This is a genomic window from Mycobacterium sp. BMJ-28, assembly GCF_054404835.1.
On the sequence record NZ_CM136783.1, the window covers coordinates 4,625,563 to 4,641,053 of the forward strand.

Below are 15,491 nucleotides of genomic sequence, written 5' to 3' on the forward strand. Positions count from 1 at the left end.
TTCACCGATCGACGGTAGTTGGGCACGCCACAATGTAACCATGACTTCCCCCGCATCCGTCGTTCAGCAGTCGACAAATCAGTCCCGCGCCCGGTTCATGGGCGCCTCGCTGGTGGGGATGGGCCTGCTGCATTTCGTGGCGCCCAAACCCTTCGACACCATCGTGCCGGCGGAACTGCCGGGCAGCGCGCGTTTCTACACCCATGCGTCCGGCGTCGCCGAGGCCGCCGTCGGCGCACTGCTGCTGGCGCCGCGGACCCGCAAGGTGGGTGCGTTGTCCGCCATCGCGTTGTTCCTCGGGGTGTTCCCGGCCAATGTCAACATGGTTCGGCTGTGGAAGGACAAGCCACTGCCGATGCGCGTCGGCGCGGTCGCCCGGCTGCCGCTGCAGATCCCGATGATCACGCAGGCCTACAAGATCTATCGCAACTCGTAGTCGGCCTCCTCCAGCAGGGCGGCCAGCTCCGCCGGGCCGGCCAGTGCATCGGGCCGGACGGTGACGCCGCTGCGGACGTAGTGGAACGCCGCGCGCACCGATTCCAGCGGACGGTCGTTCATGCCGGCCCAGGCCAGCCGGTAGACCGCCAACTGGACGGCGGCGTGGCGCTGCGCTTCCGGAGTGCTCGGCGGGTCGCCGGTCTTCCAGTCGACCACCACCTGCGCGCCGTCGCCGTCGTCGAACACCGCATCGACCCGGCCGCGCACCACGGTGGCGCCGATCATCATGTCGAACGGCACCTCGACATCGACCGGGGTCCGCGCCGCCCAGGCCGAGGACGCGAAGGCGGCTTGCAGTTCGGCGAGTTCCTCGGCGTTCGCACGCCCGGCGTCGCCGTCGACCGCTCCTGGCAGATCGTCGAGATCGAACAGCCGCTCGGCATGGAAGTAGCGCTGCACCCAGTCGTGAAACGCCGTGCCCAGCAGTGCATGTGGATCCGGTCGCACCGGCAGCCTGCGACGCAGCCGCGCCACGGCGGCTGCCCGGTCCTTGCCCAGTTCGACCAGCATGCTGACCGACAGCTGCCCGGGCAGCGCCACCGGTTCGGGCTCACCGGCGCGGGCACGTTCGGCAAGTAGCGCATCGACATCGGCCGCCCAGTTCTCCACATCGGCGGCACCGAGGTCTTCGTCGGCCGCACCTGCTGTGCGCACCAGTTCGGCCCCATGGTCGATCGCGGCTTGCCGCGCGCCGGCCGGCTCGGCGGGCCACACCGCTTCGACGACATTGCCACGCAACGGGTTCGGCTCGCCATCGGCCGGATCAGGCACCCAGTGATCGATGACCCCGCACGGATCACCTGCCGCGGCCGATGCTTCGATGATGCCGCGCAGTTCGAGCAGGAAATCCGAGGGTCCGCGCGGTTTCGACTCGGTGGGGCCCCAGTGGTGACCCGACACCAGCAGGGTGTGTTCGCAGCGGGTGAGCGCGACATACAACAGGCGGCGTTCCTCGTCCACCCGCCGCTGCGCCAGGTGATCTTTGTGCTCGGCGATCTTGTCGGACAGCACTTTCCGGTCGAACACATCGGTGGTGTCGAGCACCGGAACGCCGTGTCGGGACTCGATGGCCCGGTCCCCGCGCAGCAGTGGCGGCAGGTCACCGGCATCGGTCAGCCAGGTCCGGGCCAGCGCGGTGGACGGGAACACCCGGGCGCTCAGGTGCGGCACGGCCACCACCTGCCATTCCAGCCCCTTCGCCGCGTGCACGGTGAGGATCTGCACCCGGTCGGTGGCCACCGTGATCTCGGCGGGAGCCAGACCGTTCTCGACCACCGCGGCGACCTCCAGATAGGCCAGCAAGCCCTCCGGTGTGGCATCGGCCCGATCGGCGAAGTCGGCGACCACGTCACCGAAGGCGTCGAGGTGTTCGGTGCCGCCCCAACCGGCCGCGACCGGGCGGGCCGCTCTGACCTCCGCGTCCACCCCGAGCACCCGCCGCACCTCGGCCACCAGGTCCGGCAACGGATGAGCGAGATGCCCACGCAGCGTGGTCAATTCGCGCCCGAGCGCCACGATGCGGAGGTAACCCTGCGCCGAGTAACGGGTGTCCGGCCCGGGATCGCAGATCGCGTCGGCCAGACATGCGGCATCGGCATCGGGTGCGGCCGAGGCCACGATCTGCGCGGTGCTGGTGGCGGGCGCCGGGCCGTCCAGTTCGACGGCCCGTTGCCACAGCGCCGCGATATCGCGGGCGCCCAGACGCCAACGCGGTCCGGTCAGCACCCTCATCGCGGCCGCACCGCCGGTCGGGTCGGCGATGAGCCGAAGCATGGCGACCACATCGGCGACCTCGGGAACGGCGAGCAAGCCGGCCAATCCGACCACCTCGACGGGGACACCACGGGCCGTGAGCGCCTCGGCCATCGGCGCCGCGTCGGCGTTGCGACGCACCAGTACTGCCGCGGTGGGCGGGCTGGGCGCGGCCAGATAGCGCCGAGCGATCTCGTCGGCCACCCAATTACGTTCGGCCACCACGTCATTCAGTAACGCACAGCGGATGTCACCGGGTTCGGCGTCGGGACGGGGCAACAGTTCCCGGACACTGACCGAGCGACGGCGGGCCTCGGCGGACACCGCGTTGGCCAGATGCAACGCCTGCGGCGGGTTGCGCCAGCTGGTCCGCAGTTCCAGCGTCGGTGCCGGGGTGCCGTCCGCCAACGGGAAATCGGTGGCGAACCGCGGCAGGTTGGTGGCCGACGCGCCGCGCCAGCCGTAGATGGACTGGATGGGATCGCCCACCGCCGTGAGCGCGAGCCCGTCGTCCACACCGCCACCGAAAAGTGCCGACAATGCGATCCGCTGCGCATGGCCGGTGTCCTGATATTCGTCCAGCAACACCACCCGATACCGTTGCCGCAGTTGCTCACCCACCTGCGGCGCGGCCACCGCCAGCCGTGCCGCCGCCGACATCTGGGCACCGAAATCCATCACCTTCGCCGCCCGCATGCGGCGGTGCAGTTCATCGATGAGCGGTACCAGCTGAGTGCGTTCGGTCTGGGTGTCCAGCAGCTTGAGCAACCACTGGCTGGGGCCGCGATCGCGCTGATTCGGTCCCGGAGGCAGGTTCAGGATGAGCCGCTCCAGCTCCACATGGGTGTCGGTCAGCGCCGCGGTGTCCACCAGATGCTCGGACAGGGCGCCCGCCAGCCGCAGCACCAGGGCGGTGATCGCGGCCGGCGACTTATCGGTGTCCAATACCCGCGGATGGTCACACACCACCCGGAATGCCAACTGCCACAGTTCGGTTTCGCCGATCAACCGGGTGTCCGGCTCGACCGGCAGCAGCAGACCGTGCTCGCGCAGCAGTGTGCCCGCGAACGCGTGGTAGGTGCTGATGGTGGGCGGGTCGTCGGCGCGCAACTCCGGACACAGCCCGGCACCGGCGAGTCTGGCCAGCCGGGCCCGGACCCGGCGCAGCAACTGCCCGGCGGCCTTGCGGGTGAAGGTCAGCCCGAGCACCTCGGCCGGCGCGGCGTATCCGTTGGCCACCAGCCACACCACCCGCGCCGCCATGGTCTCGGTCTTGCCCGCACCGGCGCCTGCGACCACCACCAGCGGCCCGGGCGGTGCCGCGATGACGGCCGCCTGCTCATCGGTAGGGCTGAAAACGCCGAGCGCATCGGCCAATTCGGCCGGACTGTACCTGGTGGCGATCACTGGTCCTGACCTCGCTGATGGGCCGGGCACATGGTGCGCACCGGGCAGTGACCGCAATTGTCGTTGACCCGTGCGACGAAAGCGGGCCCCTGGGTGGCGGCCGCGGCGGACACCACCTGTTCCCGCCACTGCGCGGCCGCATCCGGCGTCAGTGCGTCCTGGCTGCGCTCGGTGGCGCCACCGGCGCTCGGCTTACCGGGATAGACCAGCACACCGCCACCGGGCTCGTCACCGTGCGACAGCACACCTTCGGTGACGGCCAGCTGATAGAGGGCCAGCTGGGCGTTGCGCTGGGCATCGTCCTTGGTGATCGGGCTCTTACCCGTTTTGACATCGACGATCACCAGCCGGTCGGCGTTGTCGCGCTCGAGGCGGTCGACACGGCCGCGGACCCGCACCCCGGGGGCGATCATCCCGTCGACGGCGACCTCGGTGCCGACCTCGGTCAGCTGGCGGCGAGTGAGTTCGCGCCATTGCGCGAACGCCGACAACATCGCACCGTGCCGGGCCAGTTCGTTGTCGGCGTACCACTGGGACTCGAACGGCAGACCACCCCAGATGTTCTCCAATTCGGCCAGCAGCTGGTTCTCGGTCTTGGTGGAATCGGCGACCAGGGCGTGTACCAATGACCCGATGGCGGCCCGGACATCGCGACCGTCGCTGCCGCCGTGGCGTTCCAGCAGCCAGCGCAGCGGGCAATCGGACAGGGTCTGCACGGTGGACGGCGACAGCGTCACCACATGCTCCTCCCCCGACCACAGCGGCTCACTGCTCGACGGGGCCGTGCTGGCATACCAGGACTGCGGGTCGGCTCCGGCCACACCGGCCTCGGCCAGTCTGGCCAGTTGCGCTGCCGCACAAGAGCGGACATCCTCGTCGACCTCGGCGCCCGGTGCACACACCACCGCACGCAGCCGGCCCACCAGTGCCGCGGGGGCCAGCACCCTGGGCGCGGAGATGGGCATGCAGTCGGACTCGGTGTCCTCGGATGCCAACTCGGCCAGTTCGGCGCAGAACGGGGACGGCAGCATCGCGGCGTCGCCGGTTTCGCTGTCCACCGCGGTGACCAACAGCCGACTGCGGGCACGGCCCATCGCGGCGATGAACAGACGCCGCTCCTCGGCCATCAGCGGTGCGCGCACGGAGACGGGCTGACCGGGCTCGACCACCCCGTCCAGGATGTCGACGAGGTGCTGGGTGCCCAGCACACCACCGCGCGGCACGGTGTTGGGCCACAACCCTTCCTGGAGTCCCGCGATGACGACGAAGTCCCATTCCCGGTCCAGCACCGTGTGCGCGCTGCACACCGCGACCAGCTCGCCGCGGGGCATGTGATCGGCGGTGACCGGTAGACCCAACCCGTCGACATGGTCGAGCAGACCCCGCAACGTCGCCCCGGTGGTCCGGGTGACGTACTGCTCGGCCACGTCGAACAGGGTGGTGACCGCGTCCAGATCGCGTGCAGCCGCCGAACCGGCGGCACCGCCGCGGTCGGCTGCGGCCACCCATCGGCGCTGCAGGCCGCTGCGGTGCCAGGCCTGCCACAGCGTGTAGCGGGGGTCCTCGCCCGCGCGGTGGCTGCGCGCTGCGGCGTCGAGCACCGTACCGACCCGGCGCAGGCTGCGACTGTGCTCGGGTGCCAGTCCGGCGGGTACCCGATGCACGGCTTCGGCCAGCAGTTCGGGGAATTCGCGCTGATGGTTGTCCAGCCGGCGCAGTGTCCGGCGCAACTGGCGCAGCGAGACCGGATCGATCCGGCCGATCGGACCGGTGACCAGATCCAGCGCCGCCTCGCCGGTCAGACCGTCTGCGGCGGCACCCAGCACCGTGAGCAGGGCGTGTACCGCGGGCTGGCGGGCCAGCACCGGCTCCGCGGACGGCAGATCCACCGGGACGCCGGCGGCGGCCAGGGCGCGCCCGAGTGCCGCACCTGCGCGGGGCACGGACCGCACGATGACCGCCATCTGGGACCAGGGCACCCCGTCGATCAGATGTGCGCGCCGCAGCGCGTCGGCCACCAGGGTGGCTTCGGCATGCGCCGAAGCGGCGATGCGCACGGCGACCGAACCGGGATTGCCGGTGGTGCTGCTGAATTCGCCGAACCCTTCGGTGCCCGGCAACCGGCGCGCGATACCCGAGATGGCGGTGGCCACGGCGGCCGAGCAGCGATGCGACGCGGTGAGGCTGACCACCGGGGTATCGGTGCGCAGCAGCGCCGGATCGGCACCGCGGTAGCCGAACACCGATTGGTTCGGGTCACCGGCGATGACGGTGAGCCCGGCGCCCGCGGCCAGCACCCGGACGAGCAGCGCGGCCTGCGGGTCCAGATGCTGGGCGTCGTCGACCAACAGCAGCTGGATGCGGGCGCGCTCGGCCGCCAGCAGGTCGGGGTCGGTGGCCAGCGCGTCCAGGGCCGCGCCGACGAGTTCGGCGGCACCGAGCGCGGGCACGGTGGCCTGCGGCGCGGCCATTCCGACCGCGGCCCGCAGCAGCATCACCTGTTCGTAGACCTGCGCGAAACGCCCGGCCGCAACCCATTCCGCGCGGCCGGACAACTTGCCGAGGCGCCGCAGCGCCACCGGGTCGACCCCGCGTTCGGCACAACGGGCCATCAGGTCACGCAGTTCGGAAGCGAAACCGGCCGTGGCCAGCGCGGGGTGAAGCGCCGCCGGCCATGTGGCCGCACCGTCTTCGAGGTCACCGGCGAGCAATTCCCGGAGGATGCCGTCCTGCTCGGCACCGGTGATCAACCGGGGCGGCGGATCACCGTTGCGCTGAGCGGCCAGCCGCAGCACCGCGAAGGCGTACGAGTGCACCGTGCGCACCAGCGGCTCCCGGACCACGCCCGCCCCGCTGCCCAACAGGGTGGCGGTGATCTCCGCGCGGGCCGCTGCACTCAGCCGCGCCGAGCCGGTGAGCAACAGCACCGATTCGGCGGCCGCACCCGCGCCGATATGCGCGGCGGCGGTGCCGGTGAGCAGTCGGGTTTTACCGGTGCCCGGACCGCCGATCACCCGCACGGCGCCACGCAGACCCGGGTCGGCCAGAGCGGCGGGCTCCAGCACGTTGCTCGATGCGGTCATGACGACATGTCATCACGGGGGTCCGACAAGTTTGGCCTGGCGAGCGAAGCGACGGGGAATGTGGGCCTGGCGAGCGAAGCGACGGGAAAAGAGGCGGGGCGAGCGAAGCGACGGGGGAAGGTACCGTCAGACACGTGCTGCACACCTACCGCTACGGTCCCGACGCGCCCGTTCAGGTACTGGCTGTTCATGGGCTGACCGGGCACGGCAGGCGCTGGGAGACACTGGCGTCCGGCCATCTGCCCGACGTGGCGATCCTGGCGCCCGACCTGATCGGGCACGGTCGTTCCACCTGGTCGGCGCCGTGGACCATCGAAGCCAACGTGACGGCGCTGGCCGAGTTGCTCGACGCCGAAGCGGCCGGCCCGGTCGTGGTGGTCGGGCACTCGTTCGGTGGCGCGGTGGCGCTGACGCTGGCCGCCACCCGGCCCGATCTGGTGTCCGGGCTGGTGCTGCTGGATCCGGCGGTGGCACTGGACGGGGCATGGATGCGCGAGATCGCCGACGCGATGCTGTCCTCACCCGACTATCCGGATCGCGACGAGGCCCGCGCGGACAAACTGTCCGGCTCGTGGGGCGAGGTCGACCCCGATGAGGTGGAGCGTGAACTCGACGAACACCTGACCGCGCTGCCCAACGGCCGGTTCGGCTGGCGGATCAGCGTGCCGGCGGCGATGTCCTACTGGAGCGAGCTGACCCGTCCGATAGCACTACCCACCAACCGAATTCCGGTCACCTTGGTCCGGGCGACCCGCACCTCGCCGCCCTATGTCACCGACGAGGTGGTCGGCGCCCTGCGCGGCGCGCTGGGTGACCGGTTCGCCCTGACCGAGCTGGATTGCGATCACATGGTGAGTCAGGCCATGCCCGCCGAGACCGCCGCAATCGTCCGCGGGCACCTCGGCTGAGATGGCGCGCATCACCGAGGAGCAGGTCGAGCGGGTGCGCGCATTGGTGGCCGCCATCCCGGCCGGGCGGGTGAGCACCTACGGGGACATCGCCGAGGAGGCGGATCTCTCCAGCCCCCGGATCGTCGGGTGGGTGATGCGCACCGATTCCTCGGATCTGCCGTGGCACAGGGTGATTCCTGCATCGGGACGCCCCGCCCCACATCTGGCCACCCGCCAGCTGGAACGGCTGCGCGGCGAAGGGGTGCTGGCCAGGGACGGCCGGGTGCCGCTGGGCGAATACCGTCACGACTTCGCGTAGAAGTCCAGGTGCGCCCGCGCGGCCGCCTCCCACGTCATCGATGCCGCCAACGCCCGCCCGGGTTCGGGGTCGGAGGGGTCGGTCACCGCGGCGATCATCTCGGCGGCGAAGCCGGCGGCATCGGCGGCGAATCGCACCGTGTCACCGAACACCTCGCGCAGCACCGGCAGATCGCGGGTCACCACCGGGCGGCCCGCGGCCAATGCCTCCATCGCGGCCAGCCCGAAACCCTCCTTGGTCGACGGGAAGGCGAACACCTCGCAGCCGGCGACCAGGAACGGCAGGTCGCCATCGGCGATCGCGCCGAGGATGATCGGTTGGACACCGAGCGCGGCACACGATGCGTCGAACGCGGCGCGGTAGTCCCGGTAGTCGAACAGCGTCTCGCCCCCGGCGATCACCAGCGACAGGTCCGGACGGCGGGCACGCAGCAGGTGGTATGCCTGGACCAGATCGAGGGTGCCTTTGCGGGGTTCGATGCCACCCACCGTGAGGACGTACCGGCCCAGCTCGCCGTGCCAGCGGGACTGTCCGGCGACATCGCCGGCGGCCTCGATGAATCGTTGTGCATCAACACCATTGGGGATCACCTCCGGTTCCAGACCCCACCCGGCCCGGACTTCGGCGGCGACGGCCGCCGAGACGCAGATGTGGGCGTACGGCGCGACGATGGCTTTCTCGTGACAGTCGGCGAGCACCGGGGTGGTGAACTGGTCGAGGTGGTGGACGGTGCGGATGCAACGCCCGACGGCGTTCGCGCTGATGCAGTCCTGCGCGTGCACGATGTCGTAGTCCTGCGGGGTGAACGCACCGCCGAGCACCTCGATGGATCGGACGATGCGATCGGTCACGGTGTCGGTGGGGTGGTCGGCGAACTCGACCAGCCGCACCGTCACGGCCGGATCGATTTCCCGGAAGAAGCCGCGGTCGCCGGCGCGGGCCAGCGACCACACCGTCACCTCTGCCCCCAGCCGGGCCAGCGCCTCGGCGAGATAGAGCGTATGCACCACTCCCCCACGGGGTTTGGTGGAATAGGTCAACAGGGCGATCCGCATATCAGCCGCGCACCGACCTGGTGCGGTAGGTGTCCGGGCGCAGTTCGGCCAGGTGGTTCAATACCCTTCTGGCCCGGGCGATCTCGGATTCGACGTCGATTTCCGCCTTGGCGATACCACCTTTGGAACGGGTGGTGGCCAGAATGTCCCCGCCCGGCCCCACCACCTTGGCCTGCCCGAGGAAGCGCAGATTGCCCATCACGCCGGTCTGGTTGGACGACACCAGGACCACTTGATTCTCCGCGGCGCGGGCACAGTCGTAGAGGTCGAAGAGCCGAGACTGTCGGTCCGCGGGCAGCCGCGAAGCACGATCGGTGACGCTGGCCGGCCAGGCCGACAGCGCGGCGATGATCTGTGCACCGTCGAGCGCCAGCGCTCGGGCGGCCTCGGGAAAAGTCTTGTCGTAGTCGATGAGCATCCCGATGCGTCCGACCGGGGTGTCGAAGGTGCTGAAGCCGTCACCGGCCAGGTAGGTGAGCGCTTCACCGGCCGGCTGATGGACCTTGCGATAGCTGCCGAGCACCCCGTCCCCGGACAGACAGACGGCCGCGTTGTAGCGGGCACCACCGGGCGCGGCCTCGGCGTAGCCGACGCAGACGGTCATCGCCCCGGCAGCCGCGATCACGGCGGCGATCTCCGGACCGTCGGGATCCAGCGCCGGGGGTGGGTCGTCGGGGTCGGGTGCGGTGAAATCGCCGATATAGCCACCCAAGCAGGCATCCGGAAGCACCAGGAGGTCGACGCCGTCCTGCACCGCGGATTCGACGATACCGACGACCTTGGACACCCCACGGTCCACATCACGACCGAAGTGGGCGGCGACCGCTCCCAATGTGACTGGCGCCATGGCTCCCCTCAGGCCGCTCCGAGACCGGTGACCGACGACGTCAACGCCGTCGTGCTCACTCCGTCAGGCCAGCGTAGGCGTACCCCGGGTAGATCGGTGAGCGACCCGCAGACGGCCGTCCGCACCCCCTGCGGCGCCCGGACCGGCGCGTCGCCGCCGGCGGTGAGCATCGCGTATCCGGGAAAACAGGTCAACCAGGACCCCATCTCGGCACCGGAGGGGCGCGGGACGGCCGCGACGTCGAGTTCGGCACCGGTGCCACCGGCCTCCGCCATCATGCCCAGCGTGCCGACGATTCCGGCCATGCTGACGTCCTTGGCGGCCTGCGGCCGCGACGCGCTGACCAAACCGGTCATCGACCGTAGGTCCGCACTGTCACGACCACTCGTCGAATCCCATTGCCGGCCGGTGTATCCGGGCCGCCATCCGCCGGTGAGATCGGCGGTCAGCGCCACGGTGTCACCGGATCGGCCGCCCCCGCCGGGCACCGGCGTGCCCGTGTGCCCGAGGGCCGTGACCGCCAGCGCGGTCGGCACACCGAGTTGGGTGTGGCCGCCCAGCACCGGCACATCCCAGGCCCTGGAGGCGGCGGCCAGTCCGCGCACGATCCGGTCCAGCACGGCACTGGTGGGAGCCCCCACCGCATCGAGCAGACCGATCGGCGCCGCACCCATCGCGGTCAGATCGTTGACGTTCACCAGCACCGAGCACCATCCGGCCCATTCCGGGTCCCGCTCGACCATCGACGGGATGATGGCATCGCAGGCGGCCACCAGATCGCTGCCCGGCACCGGAGACCCGTCGTCACCGAGGAATCCGGTCGGCCCCAGCGCACCATCCACCGATCGCAGCGGCGCCAGGGCGGACCCCAGAAACGACTTGGTCGCGGTCGCCAACGCCCGGAAAGGGTTGAGCGGCCACCGAATCCATGTGTGCGGCCGTCCGGCCACCTCGGTGTCGCCCAGGGTCTGCCATCCCAGTGCCTCGAACAGCGGCAGATACCGGCACTGCACCGTGGCTTCGAAGCGCAGCACCCCAGCCGACTCGGCGTACGCACACGCGGCGCGGATCAACGCCGGACCGATACCGGCGGGGGCGCCGGGTTCGGTGACCAGCCTGCTACCGGTCCACCAGCCCAGGTCCACCGCGCCGACGGGCGCGAGCCGGACACCGCCAAGCACCCGCCCGTCGGGAGCGGTGGCCACCAGCACGACGGTGCGGTGATCGTCGTCGATATCGTCGCGGTCGGTCCGGGTGAACAGGCCCTGCTCGATGACGAAGGCTTCCCGCCGCAGCCGGTGATACCCGTCGAGGTCGGGCAACTCGGCCGGCCGGATGAGAAACGGTGCGGGTGGCCGGGTTCCGGCCAGAATCGACAGGTCCGACGGGAACTGCGTGGCACTGGTGTCGAACCGGATCATCATGCCCCCAGGTTCTGCAGCACCGAGCAGGCTCCGCACGCCGCGCACCCGGCCCGCTGGCCGGTCCCCGACATGCCGGCCATCCTCAGCGCCGCGGCGACCTCGCGCGAGATTTTCTCCACCAGGGCTGAGTCGGGGGCGGCGGCAGCGTCTACGTCGACGGCCAACGAGCCGGGCTGCGGCCGGTAGGGCACCACGAACGGATAGACGCCCATCTCGATCAGTTCGGCCGCCCCTGCCACGAGTTCGTCGGCATCCTCCCCGAGTCCGACCAGCAGGTAGGTCGAGACTTGGTTGCGCCCGAACACGCGCACCGCCTCACGCCACGCGGCGCGGTAACTGTCCAACGGCACCGTCGCCTTGCCGGGCATCCAGCGCCGCCGCACCTCGTCATCCAGCGACTCGACATGGATGCCGATGGCGTCGGCACCGGCCTGCCGCAGTTCGGTGAGTACGGTCAGATCGGCCGGCGGTTCGCACTGCACCTGGATGGGCAGGTGCGGGACGGCGGCTTTGACGGCGCGCACACACCTGGCCAGATGCCGTGCGCCGCGGTCGCTTCCCGCGGAGGTGCCGGTGGTCATCACCATCTGGGTGACACCGTCCAGGCGCACCGCGGCCTCGGCCACCTCGGCGAGTTCGGCGGGCCGTTTGACGGCCGTGGTGGCGCCGCTGCGCAGCGACTCCTCGATGGTGCAGAACCGGCAACGCTGATCTGCCGAGTAGCGGATGCAGGTCTGCACCACGGTGCTGGCCAGCACGTCGCGGCCGTGCAGCCGGGCCAGTTTCTCGTACGGCACCCCGTCGGCGGTACTCAGGTCGTAGAACCGCGGGCGGTCGATGACTTCGACGTCCAGGCCGGTGTCCACCCCGTCGAGCAGCACCCGGGATCCATCGAACATGAACGGGCTGTCGGGGTTTCGCGGAATCGCGGCGTTCAGACCGTCGATGACGAGATGGCCGTCGGCGCTCGGACCGGCGCCGGCGGTGCGGCTGACAGGTGGCCGACCGCGGAAACCCAGGAGGGCGAGATCGACTCTGGTGGAGACGGACATGGCGGCAACTCCCTAGATGGCGACGGCGTCGGTACGGAAGGTGCGGCGGCGAACCTTGCTGGTGATGGTGTCGGCGATGTGCTTCGCATCGCGGTCGATGCCGAGGAACCGGCCGGATCCCCAGGTGTGCATCCACGGCAGGCCCACGAAACTCAATCCGTCGACTCCGGTGATCCCGCGGGTCTGCATGGGCCGCCCCGCCCCGTCGAACGCGCTGGCCTCTATCCAGCGGTAGTCGGGCCGGTAACCGATGGCCCAGACGATGCTGGTCACGCCGGCCTGCGCCAGATCCAGTGTGGTGGGATCTTTTTCAGGCGACCACACCGGTTGATACCGCGCCGGTGGTGGCGCTTCGATCCCGGCGGCGTCGATGTGGCGGTCGATATCGGAGCAGATCGAGTTGTACACCGCATCCGCGGAATCCAGCGCTGCGGTCAGCGTCGGCTCGAACCTCAGCAACGAGTCCTTGCCGTCGGCCAGGGTGCCGTAGAGCTTCATCCCCTCGACGGCGAACCGGCGCAGGTCGACGTCGCGGCCACCGTCGCGGCCGGTGACATAGTGATTGGTCTTCTCGATCGCGGCCTTGCCGCCGGGATACTGCTGGGCGGGTTTGTCGTACAGGCCCATATCGGCCAGCCAGGTCATGCAATCCCGGCCACGGTAGAACCGGGCCACCCGCGGGGCGCTTCCGACGGCCAGATGCACTTGCCGTCCCGCCAGGTGTAGATCCTCGGCGATCTGCGCGCCGGATTGCCCGGTGCCGACCACCAGCACCGCTCCGTCGGGCAGCTGGTCGGCATTGCGGTACTGCTCGGAGTGGATCTGAGTGATGGCGCGATCGAGTGTGCTTGCATACGTGGGGATCACCGGCAAGGGATAGCCGCCGGTGGCGATGACGGCCTGCTCGCAGGTGAGTGTCTCGCGGCCGGCCGGAGTCTCCAGCGTCAACTCGAATCCACCCTCGGCGCGATTGGCCAGCCGGCTGACCCGGGTGTGTTCCCGCAGCGGTGGGGTGAAGGTGTCCAGCCATCCGGACAGCCACGCCACCACCTCGTCGCGGGTCATGAACCCGTCCGGGTCGTCTCCGGTGTAGGCATAGCCGGGTAGCCGGCAGTGCCAGTTGGGGGTCACCAGGGTGAAGTTGTCCCAGCGGGTGTCGGCCCACGCGTGCACGGGGGTCTCGGCTTCCAGCACCAGGTGTTCAATTCCGGCGCGGCCGAGGTACCAGCTGACCGACAGCCCGGCCTGACCGCCACCGATGACGGCGACCGGGACGTGTGCGGTGGTCATTTCTGCTCCATGGCGGTGATCTCGACGAGGGCCTGTGCGGGGAATCGGCCTGCGGCAGCGACGATCCGCTCGGAGGTGTCGGCCGCCGAGGTGCAGTAGAAGCCGAACTTGGCACGCACTCGTTCGCCGGCCTCCGTCAGCGCCCGGGTGGAGCGGTCCACGAAGTCGCCTACGGTGTACGGGGTGCCGGTGCTCAGGTAGTCGTGCATCACCAGGCTGGGTGAGTAGCAACGCTGGATGCTGCCGTCGGGCCAGCGCACCTCGAAGGTCATCTCAGGCATGGGCCAGCTCCCGCCACTTCGCGTTCTGCTGGGCGTCGGTCTCGGTCAACGGGCCGTACACGTCGGGCCTGCGGTCACGCAGGTGGAACATCCCGGCCCGCATGGTGCGGAAGGTGGCGTCCAGATCGACTTCGGCGACGGCCATCCCGCTACCCAAAAGTGTTGTGGCCAAGATGTTTCCGCCCGGATCGACGACTTTGGCATTGCCGACGTAGCGCAGTGAGCCGAACGTGCCACTCTGGTTGGAGGCGATCCAGAACACCTGATTGTCCAGCGCCCGGGCGGTGTCGAACAGATTGAACCGGTAGGTCCAGCGGTCGTCCTGCAGGTTCTCGGCGGTGGCGGTGCGGGCCGCCGGCCATGCCGACAGGCTGGCGATGATCTGGGCACCGCTCAGTGCCATCATGCGCGCCGCCTCCGGAAATGCCTTGTCGTAGCAGATTTGCAGCCCGACCCGGCCGACCGGTGTGTCGAACACGCCGTACCCGGAGCCCGGCGAGTACGACATGCCTTCGCCGAGTGGTTGATGCACCTTGCGGTAGGTGCCGTAGACGGTGTCACCGTCCAGCACGGCGGCGGTGTTGTAGCGGGTCTTTCCGTCCTCGGCCAGTTCGCAGAATCCGATTGCGACGACCAGATCGCCGATGATCTGTTGCACCCGGGCGATCTCCGGCCCGTCGATCCGGATGGCCGGTGGCAGTGAGCGTTTGGTGGTCTTGACGGTGTCGCCGTGGTTGCCCAGCGAGGACAGGTAGCCACCGATTGCGGCCTCCGGGAAGACCAGGAAGTCCACGTTCTGCGTGCGGGCCTGTTCGGTCAGTGCGGCGATCAGCGCGTAGTTCTGTTCCAGGTCCCGGGTGAAGTTGGCCGAGACCGCGGCAAGTGTGGTCACGGCGGGCCCTAGACCATGTAGGTGGAGTTGATGATGGCGCCCTTGCGGGCGTAGTAGATCAGCGCATCCTGAACATCGAGCGGATGCGCCGGGATGACACCCTCGATCAGGTCCTCTTCGCGTCCGCCGTGCAAGGCGAGGCCGAAGCGGCAGGCGAATACGGTGCCGCCCTCCTTGATGAAGGTGCCCAGTGCGTCGTTGATGTTCTGTTCGCCGGGGAAGCCCGAGTCGCCGGTCTTCGGGAAACCGCGGGTGGCAAGGCAATTGATGGCGCCGGGGCCGTAGAAATAGATGGCCGACTCGAAGCCCTTGCGTAGCGCCCGGGTGGCCTGCAGCACCGCGACGAACGAGACGGAGGATTCGTGGGCGATACCGTGGACCAGCGTGAAATAGCTCTCGCCCGCCTCGGCCTGGTAGTCGGGGAAGATCTTGGTGCTGCCGTAGATGTTGGACCCCTTGGGCAGCGACGGATGCGGGATCTCGGCCAGCGATGTTGCGATGTTCTCCGCGATGGAGGTGTCAAAAGCCATGGAGGACTCCAAGTTTGAGTGAGATTCGGGCGGCTTCGGTGCCGTGCGCCGGAATTTTCGGCTGGTTCCATTACAGGCCCGCACCATTACCGAGTGGTTAGGGATGGAATACATCTGCATTGCGGGCAACTCACCGCCGCAACGGGGCCGTAACACGCTCAACGACTACCG

General features: G+C 69.6%; 13 protein-coding genes. 3 read left to right on the forward strand and 10 right to left on the reverse strand.

The features are described from left to right. Positions 1 to 40: 40 nt before the first annotated feature. Positions 41 to 436: a DoxX family protein gene (locus tag ACXPWS_RS22945; protein ID WP_458708857.1), complete on the forward strand. Its 396-nt coding sequence runs from the start codon at positions 41 to 43 to the stop codon at positions 434 to 436. On the opposite strand, the gene ACXPWS_RS22950 is transcribed toward ACXPWS_RS22945, so the two are convergent. Both ACXPWS_RS22950 and ACXPWS_RS22955 read right to left on the reverse strand, forming a co-directional pair. Next, positions 421 to 3,714 carry a UvrD-helicase domain-containing protein gene (locus tag ACXPWS_RS22950; RefSeq protein WP_458708858.1) on the reverse strand — a complete coding sequence of 1,098 codons (3,294 nt, stop codon included), beginning with the start codon at positions 3,712 to 3,714 and terminating at the stop codon, positions 421 to 423. The genes ACXPWS_RS22945 and ACXPWS_RS22950 overlap by 16 nt on opposite strands. Next, positions 3,654 to 6,740 carry a PD-(D/E)XK nuclease family protein gene (locus ACXPWS_RS22955; protein WP_458708859.1) on the reverse strand — a complete coding sequence of 1,029 codons (3,087 nt, stop codon included), beginning with the start codon at positions 6,738 to 6,740 and terminating at the stop codon, positions 3,654 to 3,656. The genes ACXPWS_RS22950 and ACXPWS_RS22955 overlap by 61 nt, the downstream gene beginning before the upstream one ends. A 134-nt stretch (positions 6,741 to 6,874) precedes the next feature. On the opposite strand from ACXPWS_RS22955, the gene ACXPWS_RS22960 reads away from it, so the two are divergent. Then, positions 6,875 to 7,648, forward strand: coding sequence for an alpha/beta fold hydrolase (locus ACXPWS_RS22960; RefSeq protein WP_458708860.1), 774 nt, complete (start codon positions 6,875 to 6,877; stop codon positions 7,646 to 7,648). A gap of 1 nt (position 7,649) precedes the next feature. Then, entirely contained in the window at positions 7,650 to 7,949 is a 300-nt protein-coding gene (locus ACXPWS_RS22965; protein WP_458708861.1) for an MGMT family protein, read from the forward strand. On the opposite strand, the gene ACXPWS_RS22970 is transcribed toward ACXPWS_RS22965, so the two are convergent. The 8 genes from ACXPWS_RS22970 to ACXPWS_RS23005 are packed head-to-tail and all read right to left on the reverse strand — an operon-like array spanning position 7,934 to position 15,320. After that, positions 7,934 to 9,004: an MSMEG_0565 family glycosyltransferase gene (locus tag ACXPWS_RS22970; RefSeq protein WP_458708862.1), complete on the reverse strand. Its 1,071-nt coding sequence runs from the start codon at positions 9,002 to 9,004 to the stop codon at positions 7,934 to 7,936. The genes ACXPWS_RS22965 and ACXPWS_RS22970 overlap by 16 nt on opposite strands. A 1-nt stretch (position 9,005) precedes the next feature. Beyond that, positions 9,006 to 9,851: a carbon-nitrogen hydrolase family protein gene (locus ACXPWS_RS22975; RefSeq protein ID WP_458708863.1), complete on the reverse strand. Its 846-nt coding sequence runs from the start codon at positions 9,849 to 9,851 to the stop codon at positions 9,006 to 9,008. Positions 9,852 to 9,859: 8 nt separating this feature from the next. Then, a complete protein-coding gene (locus ACXPWS_RS22980; RefSeq protein ID WP_458713659.1) occupies positions 9,860 to 11,272 on the reverse strand; it encodes an MSMEG_0567/sll0787 family protein in 1,413 nt (470 codons plus the stop codon). Beyond that, positions 11,272 to 12,327, reverse strand: coding sequence for an MSMEG_0568 family radical SAM protein (locus ACXPWS_RS22985; protein ID WP_458708864.1), 1,056 nt, complete (start codon positions 12,325 to 12,327; stop codon positions 11,272 to 11,274). The genes ACXPWS_RS22980 and ACXPWS_RS22985 overlap by 1 nt, the downstream gene beginning before the upstream one ends. 12 nt (positions 12,328 to 12,339) lie before the next feature. After that, the gene (locus tag ACXPWS_RS22990) at positions 12,340 to 13,617 is read right to left on the reverse strand and encodes an MSMEG_0569 family flavin-dependent oxidoreductase (protein ID WP_458708865.1); all 1,278 of its coding nucleotides are present in this window, start codon (positions 13,615 to 13,617) and stop codon (positions 12,340 to 12,342) included. Then, positions 13,614 to 13,898 carry an MSMEG_0570 family nitrogen starvation response protein gene (locus tag ACXPWS_RS22995; protein ID WP_458708866.1) on the reverse strand — a complete coding sequence of 95 codons (285 nt, stop codon included), beginning with the start codon at positions 13,896 to 13,898 and terminating at the stop codon, positions 13,614 to 13,616. The genes ACXPWS_RS22990 and ACXPWS_RS22995 overlap by 4 nt, the downstream gene beginning before the upstream one ends. Then, positions 13,891 to 14,790: a carbon-nitrogen hydrolase family protein gene (locus tag ACXPWS_RS23000; RefSeq protein WP_458708867.1), complete on the reverse strand. Its 900-nt coding sequence runs from the start codon at positions 14,788 to 14,790 to the stop codon at positions 13,891 to 13,893. Before ACXPWS_RS23000 ends, ACXPWS_RS22995 begins: the two co-directional genes overlap by 8 nt. Before the next feature lie 8 nt (positions 14,791 to 14,798). Next, positions 14,799 to 15,320: an MSMEG_0572/Sll0783 family nitrogen starvation response protein gene (locus tag ACXPWS_RS23005; RefSeq protein ID WP_458708868.1), complete on the reverse strand. Its 522-nt coding sequence runs from the start codon at positions 15,318 to 15,320 to the stop codon at positions 14,799 to 14,801. Positions 15,321 to 15,491 lie beyond the last annotated feature (171 nt).